This window comes from Clostridium tertium (assembly GCF_017873245.1).
GTDB lineage: Bacteria > Bacillota > Clostridia > Clostridiales > Clostridiaceae > Clostridium > Clostridium tertium.
The window spans coordinates 40,583-60,307 of the sequence record NZ_JAGGJY010000007.1; the positions used below are offsets into that span (position 1 = coordinate 40,583).

The 19,725-nt window shown below is 27.4% G+C and carries 17 protein-coding genes and 1 other annotated feature; of the genes, 1 reads left to right on the top strand and 16 read right to left on the bottom strand.

Translation table 11 applies throughout. The features are described from left to right. Positions 1–35 precede the first annotated feature (35 nt). The 16 genes from J2Z25_RS09225 to ytxC all read right to left on the bottom strand — a co-directional run bounded on the left by J2Z25_RS09225 (position 36) and on the right by ytxC (position 18,789). Positions 36–1,163: a M15 family metallopeptidase gene (locus J2Z25_RS09225; RefSeq protein WP_209740045.1), complete on the bottom strand. Its 1,128-nt coding sequence runs from the start codon at positions 1,161–1,163 to the stop codon at positions 36–38. 74 nt (positions 1,164–1,237) lie between these two features. Beyond that, the gene (locus tag J2Z25_RS09230) at positions 1,238–2,278 is read right to left on the bottom strand and encodes a hypothetical protein (RefSeq protein ID WP_209740047.1); all 1,041 of its coding nucleotides are present in this window, start codon (positions 2,276–2,278) and stop codon (positions 1,238–1,240) included. 2 nt (positions 2,279–2,280) lie between these two features. Continuing rightward, positions 2,281–2,730, bottom strand: coding sequence for a 2-thiouracil desulfurase family protein (locus tag J2Z25_RS09235; RefSeq protein ID WP_008679214.1), 450 nt, complete (start codon positions 2,728–2,730; stop codon positions 2,281–2,283). A gap of 91 nt (positions 2,731–2,821) precedes the next feature. Then, a complete protein-coding gene (locus J2Z25_RS09240; RefSeq protein WP_209740049.1) occupies positions 2,822–5,179 on the bottom strand; it encodes an endonuclease MutS2 in 2,358 nt (785 codons plus the stop codon). Between the two features lie 20 nt (positions 5,180–5,199). After that, entirely contained in the window at positions 5,200–5,559 is a 360-nt protein-coding gene (locus J2Z25_RS09245; protein ID WP_209740051.1) for a hypothetical protein, read from the bottom strand. Positions 5,560–5,569: 10 nt separating this feature from the next. Beyond that, complete coding sequence (locus tag J2Z25_RS09250) at positions 5,570–7,921, bottom strand: U32 family peptidase (protein ID WP_209740053.1); 2,352 nt, start codon at positions 7,919–7,921, stop codon at positions 5,570–5,572. 168 nt (positions 7,922–8,089) lie between these two features. After that, on the bottom strand, positions 8,090–8,947 hold the full coding sequence (locus J2Z25_RS09255) for a cell division protein ZapA (protein ID WP_209740055.1): 858 nt from the start codon (positions 8,945–8,947) through the stop codon (positions 8,090–8,092). 206 nt (positions 8,948–9,153) lie between these two features. After that, positions 9,154–9,963 (bottom strand): DUF368 domain-containing protein, encoded by an 810-nt coding sequence (locus J2Z25_RS09260; RefSeq protein WP_099346232.1) that lies wholly within the window; start codon positions 9,961–9,963, stop codon positions 9,154–9,156. A 156-nt stretch (positions 9,964–10,119) separates the two neighbouring features. Further along, positions 10,120–12,498, bottom strand: coding sequence for a phenylalanine--tRNA ligase subunit beta (pheT, locus tag J2Z25_RS09265; RefSeq protein WP_209740057.1), 2,379 nt, complete (start codon positions 12,496–12,498; stop codon positions 10,120–10,122). An 18-nt stretch (positions 12,499–12,516) separates the two neighbouring features. After that, positions 12,517–13,536 (bottom strand): phenylalanine--tRNA ligase subunit alpha, encoded by a 1,020-nt coding sequence (gene pheS, locus J2Z25_RS09270; protein ID WP_008679226.1) that lies wholly within the window; start codon positions 13,534–13,536, stop codon positions 12,517–12,519. A 46-nt stretch (positions 13,537–13,582) separates the two neighbouring features. Next, positions 13,583–13,810 (bottom strand) — a binding site (T-box leader). A 67-nt stretch (positions 13,811–13,877) separates the two neighbouring features. Further along, the gene (locus J2Z25_RS09275) at positions 13,878–14,660 is read right to left on the bottom strand and encodes a TrmH family RNA methyltransferase (RefSeq protein ID WP_209740059.1); all 783 of its coding nucleotides are present in this window, start codon (positions 14,658–14,660) and stop codon (positions 13,878–13,880) included. A gap of 13 nt (positions 14,661–14,673) precedes the next feature. Continuing rightward, positions 14,674–15,342, bottom strand: a complete 669-nt coding sequence (locus tag J2Z25_RS09280) for a potassium channel family protein (protein WP_008679230.1) — start codon at positions 15,340–15,342, stop codon at positions 14,674–14,676. Between the two features lie 13 nt (positions 15,343–15,355). Beyond that, positions 15,356–16,696 (bottom strand): TrkH family potassium uptake protein, encoded by a 1,341-nt coding sequence (locus tag J2Z25_RS09285; protein ID WP_008679232.1) that lies wholly within the window; start codon positions 16,694–16,696, stop codon positions 15,356–15,358. Between the two features lie 192 nt (positions 16,697–16,888). Then, a complete protein-coding gene (gene rplT / locus J2Z25_RS09290) occupies positions 16,889–17,248 on the bottom strand; it encodes a 50S ribosomal protein L20 (RefSeq protein ID WP_008679234.1) in 360 nt (119 codons plus the stop codon). Between the two features lie 20 nt (positions 17,249–17,268). After that, the gene (rpmI, locus tag J2Z25_RS09295; protein WP_008679235.1) at positions 17,269–17,466 is read right to left on the bottom strand and encodes a 50S ribosomal protein L35; all 198 of its coding nucleotides are present in this window, start codon (positions 17,464–17,466) and stop codon (positions 17,269–17,271) included. Between the two features lie 432 nt (positions 17,467–17,898). Beyond that, positions 17,899–18,789, bottom strand: coding sequence for a putative sporulation protein YtxC (gene ytxC / locus J2Z25_RS09300; protein ID WP_111927845.1), 891 nt, complete (start codon positions 18,787–18,789; stop codon positions 17,899–17,901). A gap of 137 nt (positions 18,790–18,926) precedes the next feature. On the opposite strand from ytxC, the gene J2Z25_RS09305 reads away from it, so the two are divergent. Further along, a complete protein-coding gene (locus J2Z25_RS09305; protein ID WP_008679237.1) occupies positions 18,927–19,628 on the top strand; it encodes a DUF6873 family GME fold protein in 702 nt (233 codons plus the stop codon). Positions 19,629–19,725 lie beyond the last annotated feature (97 nt).

Genomic DNA, 19,725 nt, shown 5'->3' on the forward strand with positions numbered 1-19,725 from the left:
CATAAGGTCCATTTTAAAATCAAATTACCTTTTTATTATAATCCTAAATATTCTTCTAAAGTTAAGTCACTATCTTTAAAGTTTTTACTATGATCAACTCCAATATATCTAAAGTGCCATGACTCATGCATATATCCAGTTTTCCATTCCTTACCTTCCGGATATCTTAAAATAAATCCATATTTATAACTATTGTCTTTAAGCCATTTTGCTTCATCAGTATATTTAAAATCTTCTTCTGCCCAAAGTGATCTATCAACACCACCTATATCAAAAGCAAGCCCTGTTTGATGTTCACTAAATCCAGGTTTAGCAGAAAATGTATCTGTAGGATCTTGCCCATAATTCGATACATAATTCCAATATAGTCTATTTTGACTCCAATAACTTCTATAAGTTGAAAATGCATTTAAATAAATGCCTTCGTTAGCTGCATCTGCCTTCATATTTTCAAATGCTTGCCTTGCTTCTGCCCCTTCTCCTGGTGCAAAGCTATCAGGTAATCCAAACTCTTTATTTACAATTAAAATTCCATTTATATATTTAGGCTCCCTTACACTTGCATCTTCATTTGACTTTTCTTCATATGTCTCCTTTATACGTCTTTCATTGGCAACCTTTTTAGTTTCATTTATATAATTAATCAATGAATTTAATGTTTCTTTAGCTTGTTTATATTTTTTCTCACTAAATAATTGATTGTATTCATCAGCAAGTTCATTAACCTTATTCATTTCTTCTTCTGAAAAACCTTTTAGGTTGTCCTCATTTATATCATTAAACATATTTTCAAGCTCTATTTGATTTGATGCACTTAATTCATTTATTTTTGATTTTAAGTTTGAAATTAAGCTTTCTAACTCTTCAGTTATCCCTTGTGATAAATTCTTTTCAATATTTTCTATAAATTTATTAATTTCATTTATCTTTTCATCTGTAGTATATATATTGTTAAAACTCTCTTTGATAGATTTATAATCATTTATAGCTTCCATTTGAAGACTAAATCGCTCACTAGCTTCTGCTTCGGAGTGCAATAAACTAAAGTGTTTTATTTTAATAGGAGTATATAAAAACAATCCAATTATAACTCCCAAAATAGTTAACGAAATAATCCTTCGTTTTAACATTTTCCTTCTTCTGCTTGTTTTATGCTTTTTCAAAATCCACCCTCCATTACTTTTCAGCATTCATTAGTGCACATAAATTTAAATATAATTTATATTTTATAAATTTTCTACTCACTTAATAAAATCTTAATTTTTTCTCTTAAGTTTTTATCTAAAGAATATTCACTTAAATAGTATAACTTGCTATTTATATCAGCATCATTATTATCTAACGTAAAATATGTCATTGCTGCATCAATTCTTAAAGAATCATCAATTTTATCAATTGAAACAGTCCTTGGATCATCCTCTTCTATCATCATAATTTCTTCTAAGTTAATTACATTTTTGCCCATAGCTATTGCTTTAAGAAATTTCAAATGTCCTTTAGTAAATCTTTCTGCTGCATTTATTAAATGCTTTAATGTCTTATAAGCATTTTCTATTTCTCCATTCTTTACAAAACTCTTATAAAAATGTTGGATTAATCCAATTACTTGATTATTTTCTTTAATTTGAGACATAAATCCTAAAATAATAATTTTATTTTCATCATTAAACGCAATTAAATTATTCATAATTGAATTAATTATTTCTTCCGTTCTTACATTTTCGCTTGCTAACTTGCATAATAAATTTGTAGCTTTTAAATTTAAATTTGAATTTCTTTGTGAAACTTTCTCTAGAATAGGAACTGCATCTTCTTTATAGCTGTAAATTATCATTAATACTGAATTTTCAACAACTATAGACCACTCTCCTATTTCATTGTACTTATCTATAAACCTACTTGGCTTATGTATTTTTCCATTTAAGTAATTTGGTAATTCACTTAAATATTCTCTTCCTATATTATTTGCTGCTTCTCTTGCTACTATCCTAACTTGATCGAAATCATCATATAATTCAATTACCTTTAAAATCTCACTGGAAATTATGTTATCTATTTCTTCCTTTGATAGTTTAACCTCTTCTTTTAAATTTATTTCTTCAAGATTTTCAATAGTATTTTTTTCTACTTTCAAATCTATTTCTTCTTTATAATTAAGTTCTTCTTTATAATCATTCTCTTTTAAATCATCTATCTTTTTTTCATATTCATCTTCATACTCTTCATCATAATCGTCTTCGTAATTTTTTCTTTTTCTAAAAATATCTAATATCCCCATAATTATTCTCCCTTCAAGTCAATATCACTTATAATATCTATTCCATTTTTCTCTAGAATAGTAGCCGTCAAACCTTTGCCTTTTATTTTTGTTCCATTAAAATTTCCATCATAAATATAATTAACTCCACATGATGGGCTTCCTTCTTTTAAAATAGCTTTATTTATTTTACTTAATTTAGCTATATGTAAAGTCTCATATGCTCCCTTTAAAAACTCTTTGGTAACGTCTAAACCTTTTTTAGTTATAATTTTATTGTTACCATTTAAAACGCCTTCTGAGTCTCCTTGAATTTCTGCTGGAGTTCTAGGTGTAGGGAGTCCTCCTAGTTGTTCAGGACATATCAATATGGCTTTACCTTCTTTAAAAAGATCCAAACACTTACTATTTAAGTTATTACTACCATTATATTTGCAATTAACCCCACATAAACAACTACTTATAAGATACATATATACACCTCTTTTCCTATATAATTATAACATAAAAAAAGACTCGAAAACACGAGTCTTTCCTTATCTTAATAGTATTTTAATTATTATTTTATTTAAGAATTGCTATTGTTACTCCATCGCCACCTTCGCCATATTCGCCTAATCTATAGCTTTTAACATGTGGATGCCTTTTTAACATATCATTTATAGCTTTTCTTAAAACTCCTGTTCCTTTTCCATGAACTATTGTTACTTCTCCTAAATTAGCCATATATGCTTCATCTAAATATTTATCTGTTTTATAACAAGCTTCTTCTGCATCCATTCCTCTTAAGTCAACTCTATTTTCTATTGATTTTAAGTTTAACTTAAGCTCTCTCTTCTTCTTTTCTTTTTTATTTGGTGTATTATTAACTTTTCTTAAATCTTTTAACTTAACATTTATTTTCATTATACCTGCTTCTACTTGTACTTCTCCTCTTGAATCAGGCATTGTAATAATTATTACATTTTGATTTAAAGAAGGTAAATATGCATCCATTCCTAAAATTACTTTTTCAATAACTTCTCCTGTATTTTCTCTTATTTTATATAATGACTCTTCCTTCTTTTCTAAACTATCCTTAAGTTTCTTTCTTTCTTCTTCTAATCTCGCTCTACCACCTTTAGAAATTCCAAGCTTCTCAAGTTCTCTCATTGCCTTTAAGATTTCATCTGCTTCATCTTTTGCTTTTGCTATAATATCTTTTGCTTCTCTTCTAGCTTCATTATAAGCCTTATCTCTAACTTCTTCTAATTTTTTAAACTTTTCATCATATTTCTTTTTAAGCTCTTCTGCTTCTATTTTTATTCTTTTAGCTTCCCTTGCATCTCTATTAGCTAAAATACTTTTTTCTTGAAGATCCCTTATTAAATCTTCAAATTGAAGATTTTCTGATGAAATATTACTTTTAGCTTTATTTATTACATCGTCTTGAAGTCCTAATCTCTTTGAAATTTCAAAGGCATTTGATTTTCCTGGAACACCAATTAAAAGTCTATAAGTAGGTCTTAAAGTTTCAACATCAAATTCAACAGATGCATTTTCAATCCCAGCTGTTCTTAAAGCATATCCTTTTAATTCACTATAATGTGTTGTTGCTATTAATCTAGCTTCTTGCTCTCTTAATGTATCTATTATAGCTATTGCTAGAGCTGCACCTTCAACTGGATCAGTACCTGACCCTAATTCATCAAATAAAACTAATGAACTATCGTCTGCTTCTTTCATTATTTTTACTATATTAGTCATATGAGATGAAAAGGTAGATAAGGATTGCTCTATACTTTGTTCATCTCCTATATCAGCAAATATCTTTCTGAAAAAGCTTATGCTTGAAGCATCTTTTGCTGGTATTAAAAGTCCACTAAGTCCCATTAAATGTAATAATCCAACTGTCTTTAACGTTACTGTTTTCCCCCCAGTATTTGGTCCAGTAATCATTAAAGTATTAAATTCTTTACCTAAATAAATATCAGAAGGAACTACTACCTTAGGATCAATTAAAGGATGTCTTCCTTGAATTATATCAAAACTTCTATCTTCATTAACTTCTGGACAAATAGCATTTAAACTAGAAGCATATTTCCCTTTTGCAAATATGAAATCTAATTCTGTAAGAATCTTATAATTAGATTCAACAGTTTCAATATTTTCATAAACTCTATTAGATAAATCCATTAATATCCTTTCAATTTCTGCTTTTTCCTTTAGTTTAAGTTCTTTAATTTCATTATTTAAATTTACAAGACTCATAGGCTCAATAAATAATGTTGCTCCAGTTGAACTTTGGTCATGTACAAGACCTGGAACTGCTCCCTTATATTCAGCCTTTACAGGTAAAACATACCTATCTCCCCTCATTGTATATAAAGTATCTTGAAGGTACTTTGCATTTGCTCTTACAATTGAATTTATTTTATCTCTAACCGAAGAATTTTTTTCTTTTAAATTTCTTCTTATTCCATTTAAAGTACTACTTGCTTTATCACTTATTTCATCTTCAGAAATTATAGACATTTCTATAATGTCTTCAAGATTTTTTATAGGAGTTAGTATATATGCTAAATCTTCTAAAATGACATGAGGAACTTCATCTTCTCTTCTAGATATATATTCCTTAAATCTTCTTGAACATTTAAGCATACCACCAATTTTTAATAATTGACCTGCTGATAGTACTCCTCCTTTTTTAGCTCTCTCCACTCCCTCTCTGACATCAAATAATCCTTCAAATGGAGGATTTCCTTTTGTTATTAATAAATCCAATGCTTCATTACTTTCCTTAAGCTTATTTTTAACTTCAAATACAGTATCATAAGGTATAAGATTATCTATAAGATTTTTTCCACCATGTGTTATTGCATATTCTTTTAATTTTTCTTTTATTTTATTAAATTCTAATACTCTAAGAGTTCTTTCTTCCATAATATCTCCTCTTCATTACCTTAGCCTTTAATTTTGCTTAATAAATTAGCTATGCCTCTATTAAAATTATTATAGTTATAGGTAGCTAATAATGCTGAAATCAGTACATATAAATTACTTATAACTGCAAATGTATTAATTGGAATCTTATTATCATTTTCCTTAATTAATATAGCTAATAAAAACAACGTTACTCCTATAGCAATCATTATAATTTGCTTTTTCCAAAGATCTTGTAATAATTTAATACCTTCTCTTCTATATTCAGCATTTGCATTTATTATTTCATTATTTTTTTTAAATTTTCTTGTTCCTAATATAACTAATAAGTTTAATAAAACTACGCCTAAAAGTAAATAATTTAGTAATGTAATACTCATATTTTCTCCTCTATTCTATCCCTCTTCTATAATGACCTTTTGTATAATTATTAGTATTAACTTTTTCCTCTCCTCTTATCATTCTAAGTACCTTCTTTACTTCATTAGAGCTTTCATCTCTAAATTCAACTCTAAAAGAATTTACTCCAAGATTTTTCAAATCATCTTTTTCCTCAATAAGATTCAATGGATAAGGATTTAAAATATAGCTTCTACAGAAAATATCAGTCATTACTCTAAATTTTTCATTCATTCTATCTATTAGTGTAAACTCATCCCTTGTACATGCAAGATTACAATCACTGCAAGATGACTTTTCACCAAAAGTACTTCCAATAGGGCAATATTCACTTATCATAAGCTCAGTTTTACCATATATTATTCCTTGTACATTCCCCTTATTTCCTTTTAGCATATTTTTAATTTCTTTCCTATTAAGCTCTAAACTTAGTGTAGGAATATCAATTTCATTTTGATAAAACTTTAAAGCTTCTGAATTTATTATATTAAGTTTATAATCACCTATTATCATCATTTCATCTTGATAATTACGAATTATCCCAACATTAACAGTCACTATTCCTTTAATATATTCTTTTACCTTTTCTATTATATTTATTACATTATTAAATTCACTCTTTATTATATTTGGAACCTTTAAATATATATTAAGCTCCTTATTTTGAGATACTTCTATTAAATCTTTAACCTTAATAGAATCTTTATCCCTATTAAATACATCAACTATTATATCCTTAATACCTTCTTCTATTAAAGTATCAAGCTGTTCTCTCGTAATACATTGATATATTATATCTAAACCTATATCACTGCTCTTAATATTATCAACTTTATCTAATTTTTTAGGTCTCTTTCTTCTAAAAGATTTTGTAATAGATTTTTGAACTCCTTCTAAAGCCTCTCTTCTTAGGTTATTCAAATCACTAACTCTTATAAATCCATCCTCAAAAGCCTCAAAATTAATTTCATCTATTTTGAAAGCGCTCTCTCCAGATTTACATAGTGAGTCTATAACTCTATCTTTTTCTAAAGGTCTTTTTTCTGCCTTTTCAACAACTTCGCCTAAAAATTCATAATTCTTATCATTATATTCTATTCTTATTCTTAATGGTTCTGCAACCTTAAAAGTAACATTTGCTTTTAAGGAAATTTTTCTATTATATGGTTTTATAGAATCCTCTAAAGAATCAAACAGTTTTTTATCTAATGATTTAAATATCTCATCCCCTACCTTATAAGCAGTTGGAAATATTTTAACTCTTTCTCCTCTTTTTGCTTCTTTTACTTCTTTTCCATTAGTGATAATTTTATTTATTGAAAATCCACTTTCCCTAAACCTAAATCCATCACCTAAAGCAATATCTTCTTTTAAAACTATTTCTCCATTTTTCTCTATTTTTCCTAGAGGTACTCCCGTATTTCTTGGATGCTTAAAGCTCATCATATCCATTCCAACATTTTTATGTAAATAAGCTTTAGAAAATCCTCCTCTATTAAATAGTTGTAGCAGTTCTCTTTTTCCTTTACTAACATTATATTCAGTATTATATAATTCCTTTTCTACTGCATTTTTATAATTTTCTACTACTCCAGCAACATATTCTGCCCTTTTCATTCTTCCCTCTATTTTTAATGAATAGGTTCCTGAATCTATAATATCTTTCATGTCTTCTATTGTGCATGTATCCTTAGGACTTAAAAGATAAGCCTTTCTTTCTCCAGATGTATTTCCCTTTAATGTATATTCCATTCTGCAAGGTTGCGCACACCTACCTCTATTTCCACTTCTACCACCTATCATGGAGCTCATAAGGCATTGTCCAGAGTATGAAATACATAATGCACCATGAACAAATATTTCTGTTTCTATTCCTAAATCTTTAGAAATATATTTAACTTCATCTACAGATAATTCTCTAGATAAAACTATCCTATGAAAACCTCTTTCCTTAAAAAATAGCGCACCTTCTCCATTATGTATAGTCATTTGCGTAGATGCATGTATTTCAAAATCAGGATAGTCCTCTTTTATTCTTTTAAATAAACCTAAATCCTGAAGTATTATTGCATCTACACCTATTTCATATAAAAATCCTACATATCTAACAGCTTCTTCAATTTCATTTTCCTTCAATATAGTATTTAATGTTACATAAACCTTAGCTCCATAGCTATGTACATAATCAACAGCTTTTATCATATTATCATTATCAAAATTAGATGCATATGCTCTAGCTGAAAATTTATTTCCACCTAAATAAACTGCGTCAGCACCTTTGTTCATTGCTGCAATAAGACTTTCCATACTCCCTGCTGGAGCTAAAATTTCTACTTTCTTCATAACTACTTCTCCTAAACTTTAGTTTATTATGCTTTTATCGTTCCTAATTATATATATCATAAATTCTAATTTTTTTCTATTATAGTTTTATAACTTACTTTCTGAATACATAAAAACAGCTTAATTAAGAAAAATCAAGCTGTCTTTAAAACATTAGATACATTATAATTATACATCTTTAAGCAAAGCATTTTTTTGTTTTTTCTCATAAGCTAGCTTTACTTGTATATCAATCAATTTTTTTTCCAAATCTAAAACTTTATATTTCGAATTTTGTAATTGGAATTTTATTTCTTTGTTTCTTTGCTTTAATAAATCTTTTTCTGCCTTTGTCTTTTTAAAATCATCTTCCATTATTTTGCATTCTTCATTAAGTTTAATAAACTTTTCCTTATAGCCTACTTCATTAGTTTTTAATAACTCATTAGTTTCTTTTAAGTTTTCCACTTCTTTGTAGCAGTTTTCTACTTCTTCTCTTAAAGTTAAATTTTCATCTTTTAAAGAATCTATTTCTAACTTTAAAGAGTCTTTTTCATTTATATCTACTTCTTTAGCACTTATTTCTTTCTCTAATTTTGATATTTTTTCTCTTAATAGATTATTTTCTTCATTTTCATTTTCAAGAAGTGTAACTTTATTTTTTAATTCTTCTGCCTCTAAAAGTTTTTTATTTAATTCGTCTATTATTTCATTTAGCTTATTAATTTCTCTAGAAGTATTAAATTCTATTCCTTCAGCTTCTTCTCTAATTTCTTTTATTCTTTCTTTCAATGTTAAGTTTCTTTCATCTAAAGAAGTATTTTTCTTCATTAATACTTCTATTTCTATATCTGCTTTAAATAGTTCATCTGCTATATTTAACGCAACAAGAGTAGCTGCTGCTGTAGAGCTTAGCTTTCTATTGTTTGCCATAATATCCTTCACTTTTCCATCTACGTACTTTGCTACTTCTAATAAGTATTCTTCATTTTCTCTTCCCTTTAGATTATATTCAATCCCATTTATCTTTATAGTTACAGTATTCATAATACACCTCGTTAACATAATAATTATAACTAATTTTATTCTAACATAAATATTCCAAAGAATGTATATATGTTGCGATAAAGATTTAAATTTAACTAAAAATATACAACAAATTCATATATGTGTACTAAAAACTATATGAATGAATAAAACAAAAAGATATTTTAGACTTAACAATATTAAAACCTAAAATATCCTTTTGTTATTTATATTTCATTTTTTCCTATTACATAAGCAATAACAAATCCTACTATTAAGGAAATTATTGATACTATTCCCATTAATCCAAATGTAAAACCTGGATAAATTACAAATACTGATCCTATTACTAATCCAAAAATTATACAAAAAGCAGTTTGAGGATACTTGATAAATATTTTTTCTATAAGTTTAGTCATTAATAAAAATCCACCAACAACTCCAACTCCAACTATGGCCATATTTACGATATCAAAGTTTTTTACTATTTCTATTATCGGCTCATATAAACCTATTAGTAATAACATAAATGAACCGCTTATTCCAGGTAATATCATTGTTGCAGCTGCTATAAATCCAGCTACAAAGAATCCTATTGCATTAGGTTTAAATATTGAACTTAAAAACGCAGCATCAGGATTAACTTTTTCTATTAAACCTAATCCAGCAACAATTATAAACCCTATCACTAATCCTATCCAATTACCAGCACTTACTTTTGTTTCTGTTGCTTTTTTAAATAATAATGGTGCTGTGCCTAATATTAATCCAATAAAGAAAAAATTAGTTTGTTCATTATAACTTTTAAGTAAATAATCAATTAAGTTAGTAAACAATAATATTCCTACTACAGCTCCAATACCAAGTGAGCCTAAAAATAATATATTTTTCTTTATGTCCTTAAAAAAATTATTAACAGAATATATTATTTTATCGTATATTCCCATTACAACAGCCATAGTTCCACCACTTACCCCTGGAATAACATTGGATACTCCTATAACTATCCCTTTTAATGCATTAATGATATAATTCATATTTTTCTCCTTTACATAAATAAGAATATGTCTTATTTTATCATATATTTTATATTATAAAAAACATATTATATATACACAAATATTATTAATAAAGCTGTATTTTAAGAATTCTCTCTTCATACAGCTTTATTAATATTTTATATAAAATTTTTATTATCTTAAAGTAGCACCTAATTTATATTCAAGGCTTCTTAATATTTTATCATGAACCTTATTAACATCATTATCTGTAAGTGTCTTCTTTTCATCTCTATATGCAATTGCATAAGCTATACTCTTTTTACCTTCTGGTATTTGAGTTCCTTTATAAATATCAAATAATTTTACTTTTTCAACTAAGTTTCCACCAGCTTTTTTAATAGTATCTTCTATTTCTTGCACTAATACTTCATCATTTACTAATAAAGCTATATCTCTTGTAACTGCTGGGAACTTTGGAAGTGGCTTATATTTCTTAGTTGTTTCAGCACTATTAAATAATAAATCTAAATCTAATTCAGCTAAATAGCAATTAACATCAACGCCATAGTTTTCTGAAACGTCAGGGTGAACTTCACCTAATACCCCTACTTTTGATTTACCAATCATTAAAGCAGCAGTTTTACCTGGGTGATAGCTAGGATTTTCAGCTTCACGAGCAAATGTTACTTTATTTAGACCTAAAGCTTCAACAATATTTTCTACAACTCCCTTTAAATCTAAATAATCGCAGTTTCCGTACATACCAATTGTTAATATATTCTTTTCAGTTGGAAGAACAGTTTCATCTTCATTTGGTATATATATCTTACCAACCTCAAATAATCTAGCATATTCATTATTTCTTGAATAGTTTCTTCCTAAAGATTCCATCATTGAATGAATAGTAGTTGTTCTCATTACAGAATAATCTTCGCCAAGTGGATTTTTAATCTTTACAACATTTCTTAGCTCACTATTTTCTGGTAAATTGATTTTATCAAAAACTTTAGGTGATACAAAAGAATAGCTTATAGATTGATTTAATCCACTTCCTATCATAGTATTTATAACTTCTTCAGTTAATATTTCATTTTTATATTTAGGCTCTCTTTCAGTAGATACCTTAAATATTGTAGTTGGAATCTTATCATATCCATATATTCTTGCAACTTCTTCAGCTATATCTTCTTTAATTGCTATATCAATTCTAAATGTTGGTATATTTATAACTAAATCATCATTTACAACTTCTGTTTTTAAATCTAAAGAATCAAGATATTTTTTCATATCTTCTTTTGCTATTTCTGTTCCTAAAAATTTATTTATCCAGTTAGAATCTACTGTAATACTTCCTTCTTCTTTCTTTTGAGTATATACATCAATAGTTCCTTCCATTACTTCACCACATCCAAGCTCGCAGATTAAAGCACAAGCTCTATCTATTGCAAGACTTGCAAGATTTGGATCTATATCCTTTTCAAATCTTGATGAACTTTCAGTTCTTAAATTAAGCTTTTTAGAGTTAACTCTTATATTAGTTCCATCAAAGTTTGCACATTCAAAAATAACTTCAGTTGTATCTTCTTTAATTTCTGAATTTAATCCACCCATTATTCCTGCTAAAGCTATAGTTTTATCTCCATCCTTTATGCATAGGAAGCTAGAATCAATATTTCTTTCAATTTCGTCTAAAGTTACAAAAGTCTCTCCATCTTTAGCTCTTTCTACAACTATTTTTCCACTTTGAATTTCCCTTGCATCAAAAGCATGCATTGGTTCTCCAAGTTCTAACATTACAAAATTAGTTATATCAACTATATTATTTATAGGTCTAACACCAGCTTCTAATAATCTTTCTTGCATCCAGCTTGGTGAAGGCATAACCTTAACATTTTTAACTCCTCTTGCCATGTATCTTCTACATAAAGAATCTTTAACTTCAACTTTTAAATTATCATTGATATTTTCAGAATTCTTTACTTCATAATTAAAACTTGGCATCTTATATGATGTAGAAAGAGTTGCTGCAGTTTCTCTTGCCATACCAACAATACTTAAACAATCTGGTCTATTTGAAGTTATTTCAAAATCTAATATTGATTTGTTAAGTCCTAGGTATTTTTTAATATCCATTCCTAATGGTGCATCTTTAGGTAAAATCATTAACCCATGAACTGGTTCATCACCAGCTATTCCAAGTTCTTCTTCTGAGCAGAACATACCATTAGATACTACCCCTCTAAGTTTACCCTTCTTAATTTCTGTTCCATCTGCTAAAGTTGATTTATGAAGAGCAACAGGTACTATATCTTCTTCCTTCATATTTGTTGCAGCTGTAACAATTTGAATTTTTTCATCAGCTCCTATATCAACTTGACAAATCTTTAATTTGTCAGCATCTGGATGTGTAGTTACTTCAACAATTTTTCCAGTAACTACATTTTTAATTACATCCCCTTGAGTAATAACTTCTTCTACGGCTGAACCTGTTAATGTTAATCTATCTCCAAGCTCTTTTGCATCTATATTCACTTCAACATAATCTTTTAACCAATTAAATGGTACTTTCATCTCTTTTACCTCCTCTAATTAAAATTGATTTAAAAATCTCATATCACTTTCGTATAATAGTCTGATGTCATCTATTCCATATTTAAGCATAACCATTCTATCAACGCCAAATCCGAAGGCAAATCCGCTATAAACTTCTGGGTCTATACCACAATTTCTTAATACTTGTGGATGAACCATTCCACAACCTAAAAGTTCTATCCATCCACTTCCTTTACAAACTCTACATCCTTTTCCTTCACATACGAAGCAAGTTGCATCCATTTCTGCTGAAGGTTCTGTAAATGGGAAATGGTGAGGTCTAAACTTAGTTTTAACCTTATCTCCAAACATCTTCTTTGCAAAAAGCTCTAGAGTTCCTTTTAAATCTGCAAATGTAACTCCCTTATCAATAACTAATCCTTCCATTTGATAAAATATAGGTGAGTGAGTTGCATCAACTGCATCTGATCTATATACTTTACCTGGAGCTATCATTTTTATTGGTGGAGCTTGATTTTCCATAACTCTAATTTGAACTGGTGAAGTTTGTGTTCTTAATACTAAATTATCATTTATATAAAAAGTATCTTGTTCACTTCTTGCTGGGTGATCCTTTGGAATATTTAAAGCTTCAAAATTATAATGATCTAATTCTACTTCTGGGCCTTCTTCTACTGTAAAACCCATTGATATAAAGATATTCTTCATACTTTCTAAAGTTAAATCTAAAGGATGTCTCTTACCAATTAAACTCTTATTTCCTGGAAGAGATATATCTATAACTTCTGATGCTAATTTAGCATTTTTTTCTTTTTCTTTTATTCCTCTTGATATTTCTTCAATCTTATCTTCAACTTCTTTTTTTACTACATTTACAAGCTTTCCTACTATTGGTCTTTCTTCTTGAGATAATGATCCCATTCCTCTTAATATAGTAGTTAGCTCTCCTTTTTTACCTAGATACTTAACTCTTATTTCTTCTAATTCTGAGCTAGTATTTACATTTGTTAATTCATTAAATGCATTTTCTTTAATAGACATTAACTTTTCTTGCATATTTGTTCCTCCTTTTTGATTAAAATAAAAAAACTTCGTCCCTAACAAAAGGGACGAAGTGCCGCGTTACCACCCTAATTGGTTATAAAATTTTATAATTTTATAACCCAACTCAAATTTAAATAACGGTTAAACCCGCTAGAAACTACTTTTAACTTCACTTCTAGGACTCCTGAGGGAACTTCAATATAAACTTCTTTAAAATAGCTTCCAGTCTTAGACTATTTCTCCCTGCAAAGTCCTTTATATCTACTTTCTCATTCATTGTCTTTTTATATTCAATTTATAATTTATTATACAAATAAACTTAATTAATTTCAATAGAAAGTTTCTATTTATTTCTATATTAGATTTTGTCTTACTTTTTCAAATAAAATTATGGATGTTGCTATTGCTACATTTAAAGATTCAGCTCCACCTGGCATTGGAATTTTAACCTTTTTACTTGCAAGCTCAAAAAGTTCATTACTTATACCATTACCTTCATTGCCTACAGCTAGCATTATTTTTCCCTTTAAATTTTCTTCAAAAAAGTTTTTAGATTCCTCAAGAGATGTTGTTACTAAGGCAACCCCATTATCTTTAAGTTTTTTAATAATACTAAAATCTTCATCATCATAAAAAATAGGAACATAAAATATAGAACCCATAGTAGATCTTATTGTTTTATCATTATAAATATCTACTGTTCCCTTTGTTAATATTATCCCATCAACTCCAGCTGCGTGGCCAGTTCTTATTATGGTTCCTAAATTACCCGGGTCTTGAACTTTATCACATACTAGGAAAAATCCACCGTCTAAATCAATAGTCATTTTTTTATTTTTGACTACTGCTATAACTCCTTGAGTATGTTCTGTAGAAGATATTTGTAGGAATAAACTACTTGAAAAAACATATATTTTATCATCATTAATAACTTCTTTTAAACTACTATTATATAATTTTTCCTCATTACCTTGAGATAAAATTATATATTCTATTTCCATATTAGCTTTTGCAGCTTCTTCTATTAATCTAAATCCTTCTAAAATGAACTTACCTTCTTTTTGTCTAAATCGTCTTTCTTTAAGTTTCTTTATAGACTTAAAAAAATTATTTTCTTTACTTTCTATATAAATCAAAATTTACACCTCGTTAATTTGATTTAGCTATCATGCCTTCTAATCTATTTAGGTCTTCAGCTGATCCTATAGCAACAATTACATCATTATCTTCAATTATATCTTCTGCTGATGGTGATAAGTTAACTTCATCGCCTCTTTTAATTGCCATAACATTTATTCCATATTTGCTTCTAAGTCTTAATTCATTTAAAGTTTTTCCTGACCATTCATCTAAAACTTGAATTTCCATAACGCTGTAATCTTCTGAAAGTTCAATATAATCTAATATATTTGCGGAAACTAAATTATGAGCAACTCTTACTCCCATATCTTTTTCTGGTAGTACAACTCTATCTGCTCCAATTTTGTAAAGAACTTTTGCATGTAAATCGCTATGACCTTTAGCTATAATATATTTAACTCCAAGTTCTTTTACTAATAACGTAGCCATAATACTTGATTGAATATTATCCCCTATAGTAACTACTGCTACATCAAAATTTCTTATTCCTAATGCCCTTAAAGCATTTTCATCTGTTGCATCTAGCTGTACAGCATGTGTAACGCTATCAGCTATTTCTTGTACTATATCTTCATCTTTATCTATTGCTAATACATCATTTCCCAAAGAATATAAGGTTTTTGCTATTGAAGATCCAAATCTTCCAAGCCCTATAATTACAAATTGTTTATTAGCCAATTGAATTCATCTCCTAACCTATCAAAATTTTCCCTTCTGGATATTTATAACCAGATTTCTTGCGCTTTCTTGTTAATGCAAGCATTACAGTAAGAGGACCAACTCTTCCAAAATACATCATAAGCATAATTAAAACTTTACCTATAGAACTTAGATTAGGAGTAAGCCCTAATGTTATCCCTACAGTCCCAAATGCTGATGTCGTTTCATATAATAAATCTATAAAACTAACACCAACTTCAGTGTATGATAAAATCATTGTTGAAAATATTACTAAAGATACTCCTATAAATAATAAAGTAAATGACTTATATACGATTTCTTTTGTAAATCTTCGTCCAAATACTTCCGTATCTTCTCTTCCTTTTATTACACAAATAACAGTTAATACTAAGATACCAAAAGTTACTGTCTTTAAACCACCAGCAGTAGATCCTGGAGATCCTCCAATAAACATTAATATTATAGTTAAAAATTTACTTGCTAAGGTCATGCCACTAGTTGATATACTATTAAACCCTGCTGTTCTTGGAGTTACAGATGCAAAAAACGAATTTAATAATTTATCTTTAATATTCATATTTGCTATTGTATCAACGTTATTATATTCAAATATTAACATTAAAATAGCTCCACCAAATACTAATATAGCCGTAGTTATTAGTACTAATTTAGAATGAAGGGATAACTTTTTCATCCCTTTAAATTCATATATCTCTAAAAGAACTGTAAATCCTAATCCACCAATTATTATTAATGCACTTATTACTAAAATCACTACGCTATTACTTGAATAACCGACTAGGCTTGTTCCAAACAAATCAAATCCTGCATTGCAAAAAGCTGAAATCGAATGAAAAATGCTATAAAATATTCCTCTACCAATACCATATTCAGGCACAAATTGTGTTGATAACAATAATGCTCCAAAAAATTGTACTGACATAGTAAAAATCAGAACATATTTAACCATTTTTACAAGGCCTTGAATAGAATATGTGTTCATTGCTTCTTGCATAACAAGTCTTTCTCTTAAAGTTATTTTCTTACCTAATATTAAGGATATAAGAACTCCAAAAGACATAAAACCAAGCCCACCAATTTCTATTAACGTTATAATAACTGTCTGACCAAAAACACTCCAATGTGTACTAGTATCTAATGTTATTAATCCAGTTACACATACTGCAGATGTAGATGTAAAAATAGCATCTAGAAAATTTGTTGGCTCACCAGTTCTTGATGAGATAGGTAGGGATAATATAATTGCACCTATTATAATCACTATCAAGAATCCTAATGCTAATATTTGAACTCCATTTAACCTAAATTTTTTTTTCGAACTAAACTGCATATCTTCACCTCTTAGATATACTAAATTTATATATAAGTTTCAATTAATGATCTAAGTAATTGATATTAGTACAGTATTACTTATTAATATAATAATTTTACAACTTATATAGTAATACTAATTATTATAAACTATTTATATTTATATTATTTATATCTATCTACAAAAAATGCGACCATAAGGTCGCAGTAATTATTTATTTAGTTGGCTTTTTGCTACTTCTACTAAATCTGCAAATGCCTTAGGATCATTTATAGCTATTTCTGATAACATTTTTCTATTCATATCAATTCCAGCTAATTTGATTCCATTTATAAATTTTGAATATGAAAGACCATTCATTCTTGTAGCAGCATTAATTCTTGCTATCCATAATCTTCTGAAATCTCTCTTCTTTAATCTTCTTCCAACATAAGCATTTCTTAAAGCTCTTATTACTGATTCATTAGCAGTTTTAAATAATCTGCTCTTTCCACCATAATAACCTTTTGCAAGCTTTAATACTTTTTTATGATTTTTACGTGAGTTTACCGCTCTTTTAACTCTTGCCATGCTTCAAACCTCCTACAATCTTATAAATATGGTAATAATTTCTTCATTGCTTTTTCTTGAGTAGTTGAAACATAAGCAGTCTTTCTTAAGTTTCTCTTTCTCTTAGAGCTTTTCTTTGTTAAGATATGGCTCTTGAAAGCTTTTGCTCTTTTTAGCTTTCCTGTACCTGTTTTTTTAAATCTTTTTGCTGCACCTCTGTGCGTTTTCATTTTTGGCATAATAAAATCCTCCTCTCAGATTATGCTTTATTAAGGGGCATAAATTCTAATAATTATAAAATATCATAAACCAATTTCAAAAATATATGTTAAATAATAATTTCTCATTCTTGATTAACCCCTTAATTATAAGTAGTAATTTTAAATTAACTCTTCTATATCGAATTATTTAGAATCACTTTTAAATTGCATTTTATGCATATCTAATAATGCTAAACATTAAACTTCTTTTTTATCTTGTAACTTACTATATTTGAACAAAATAAAAAAGACAGCAATATGCCGTCCTCATAATACTCACGTTTAATTTAAATAATAAATTAAAATAAGAATATACTACCTTACTAAGCTCTGCCGTAAGGTGAGAAACGGCTTTGTTTCTTCTTAACAATTGTAATTATATTATTTGATAAAAAACTTGTCAACATAATTTTAAAATTTAACTTGTTTTTCTATACATAAAGAACATCCTTTGCAATAACTTACCTTATCTTCAAAAACATTTTCTATTGTATCTATAAATTCTTTATTTAAGCAATTTTTCTTTCCATGTATTATTACTCTCTTGGGAGCATTAGTTATTAACCCGCTTATTATTATATCTTCCATTTTCGCATCTGTATCTATTCTACACTCCATTAATTCTTTCATAAACTCATTAAATATATCTTCTTTATTTTTATCTTTTATTGAGTAATTTCCAATTTCATCAATAAGTATATTTACTTCATCTATTTTGCTTTCTTGAATATCTACAAAATACTTTAATAGTTTAACAAACTCTCTGTATTCTTTTTCTACCATATAACTTTCAATAACCTTATCTATTATGTTTTCTATATCTTCTCTTAGCTCCTTCATTCTAAATCTAATAAACCCATTTATATTTATTTCTGAATTTTCTTCTAAACACCCCTTAATTTTTTCTATTACATTATTCATTTTATTCATGCAATACACTAAATTATCAAACTTTAGAGATTCTTTTCCTAATAATATTTGCATGATTTCTTCTTCAACTTCTATTACTTCTTCTTGTTTAAGAAAGAAATAATTTTCAGTTAAAAAATCAAACATTTCTTTTTCTTTATATTGTTCTATAACAATTTTATATAACACATTACTTATATATAAATTTATGATATCTTTTATTCTTTCATTATAACTATCATCATCACATAATATCTTTACTATATGATTATCAAGTTCCACACTTTCTACTATCCCAATTTTTATGTCTTTTTTCCTTAGAATAGTCCTTAACTCCTGAATTTCACCTACAAAATCTAGATCGTCATTATAAACAAGCTTTAGTACAAGCATGGATTTCACTCCCTTTCTAGTAATAGTATGTATAAATTTTAAAACTATATTCAAAAAATATTTCTTAACAATCGACAAAGATACATAACTAATCTATAATTAATCCATATTTATTATTAATTTTTAGGAGCCTATTTATGATTTGTTTTGTTGATTATAGAATTACTGAATTAGAAAAAAAAGTACTTAAATCTCTTAATTTATCAATATTAGAAATACCAAAGTGTAATAATTTGTACAAAGCTATTGATGGTCATGTGGACATACAATTAAATATAATAGATAAAAAGTCGAAAAAAGTAATAATTCATAAAGATATATCAAAAATTTTCAAAGAAAAACTTGATATTTTTAATATAAACTATATAGAAAGTTCAAAATTCTTAAACTATTCTTATCCTGAAAATATATTTTTAAATGCATTGATTCTAGAAAATCATTTTATACATAACTTAAAATATACTGACGAAAATTTACTTTCAACTCAAAGCCACAAAAATTTAATTAATGTTAAACAAGGATATACCAAATGTTCTTGCTTACCAGTAAATGATAAAGCCTTTATAACTAACGATACCGGAATATATAACACATTAAAAAATCATGGTTTTGATATCCTGCTATTACCTCCAGGCGATATAATACTAGAAGGTTTAGATTATGGCTTTATTGGTGGTGTAGGTGGCCTTATTAATAAAGATTTAATGGCTTTCTATGGTAATTTAGATTTATATCTTTATGGCGATAAAGTAAAATCTTTTTTAAAAAAGTATGGAATAACCCCTATTTATCTAATGAATGAAAAACTTCATGATAGAGGGAGCTTACTTGTTTTATAGCCTTTTACTTACTTGTTTTATAGCCTTTTATATAATACGTTTTATATATATAAATGTTTCTAATATTGATTTAACAATTTAATTTATAATTCTTTGT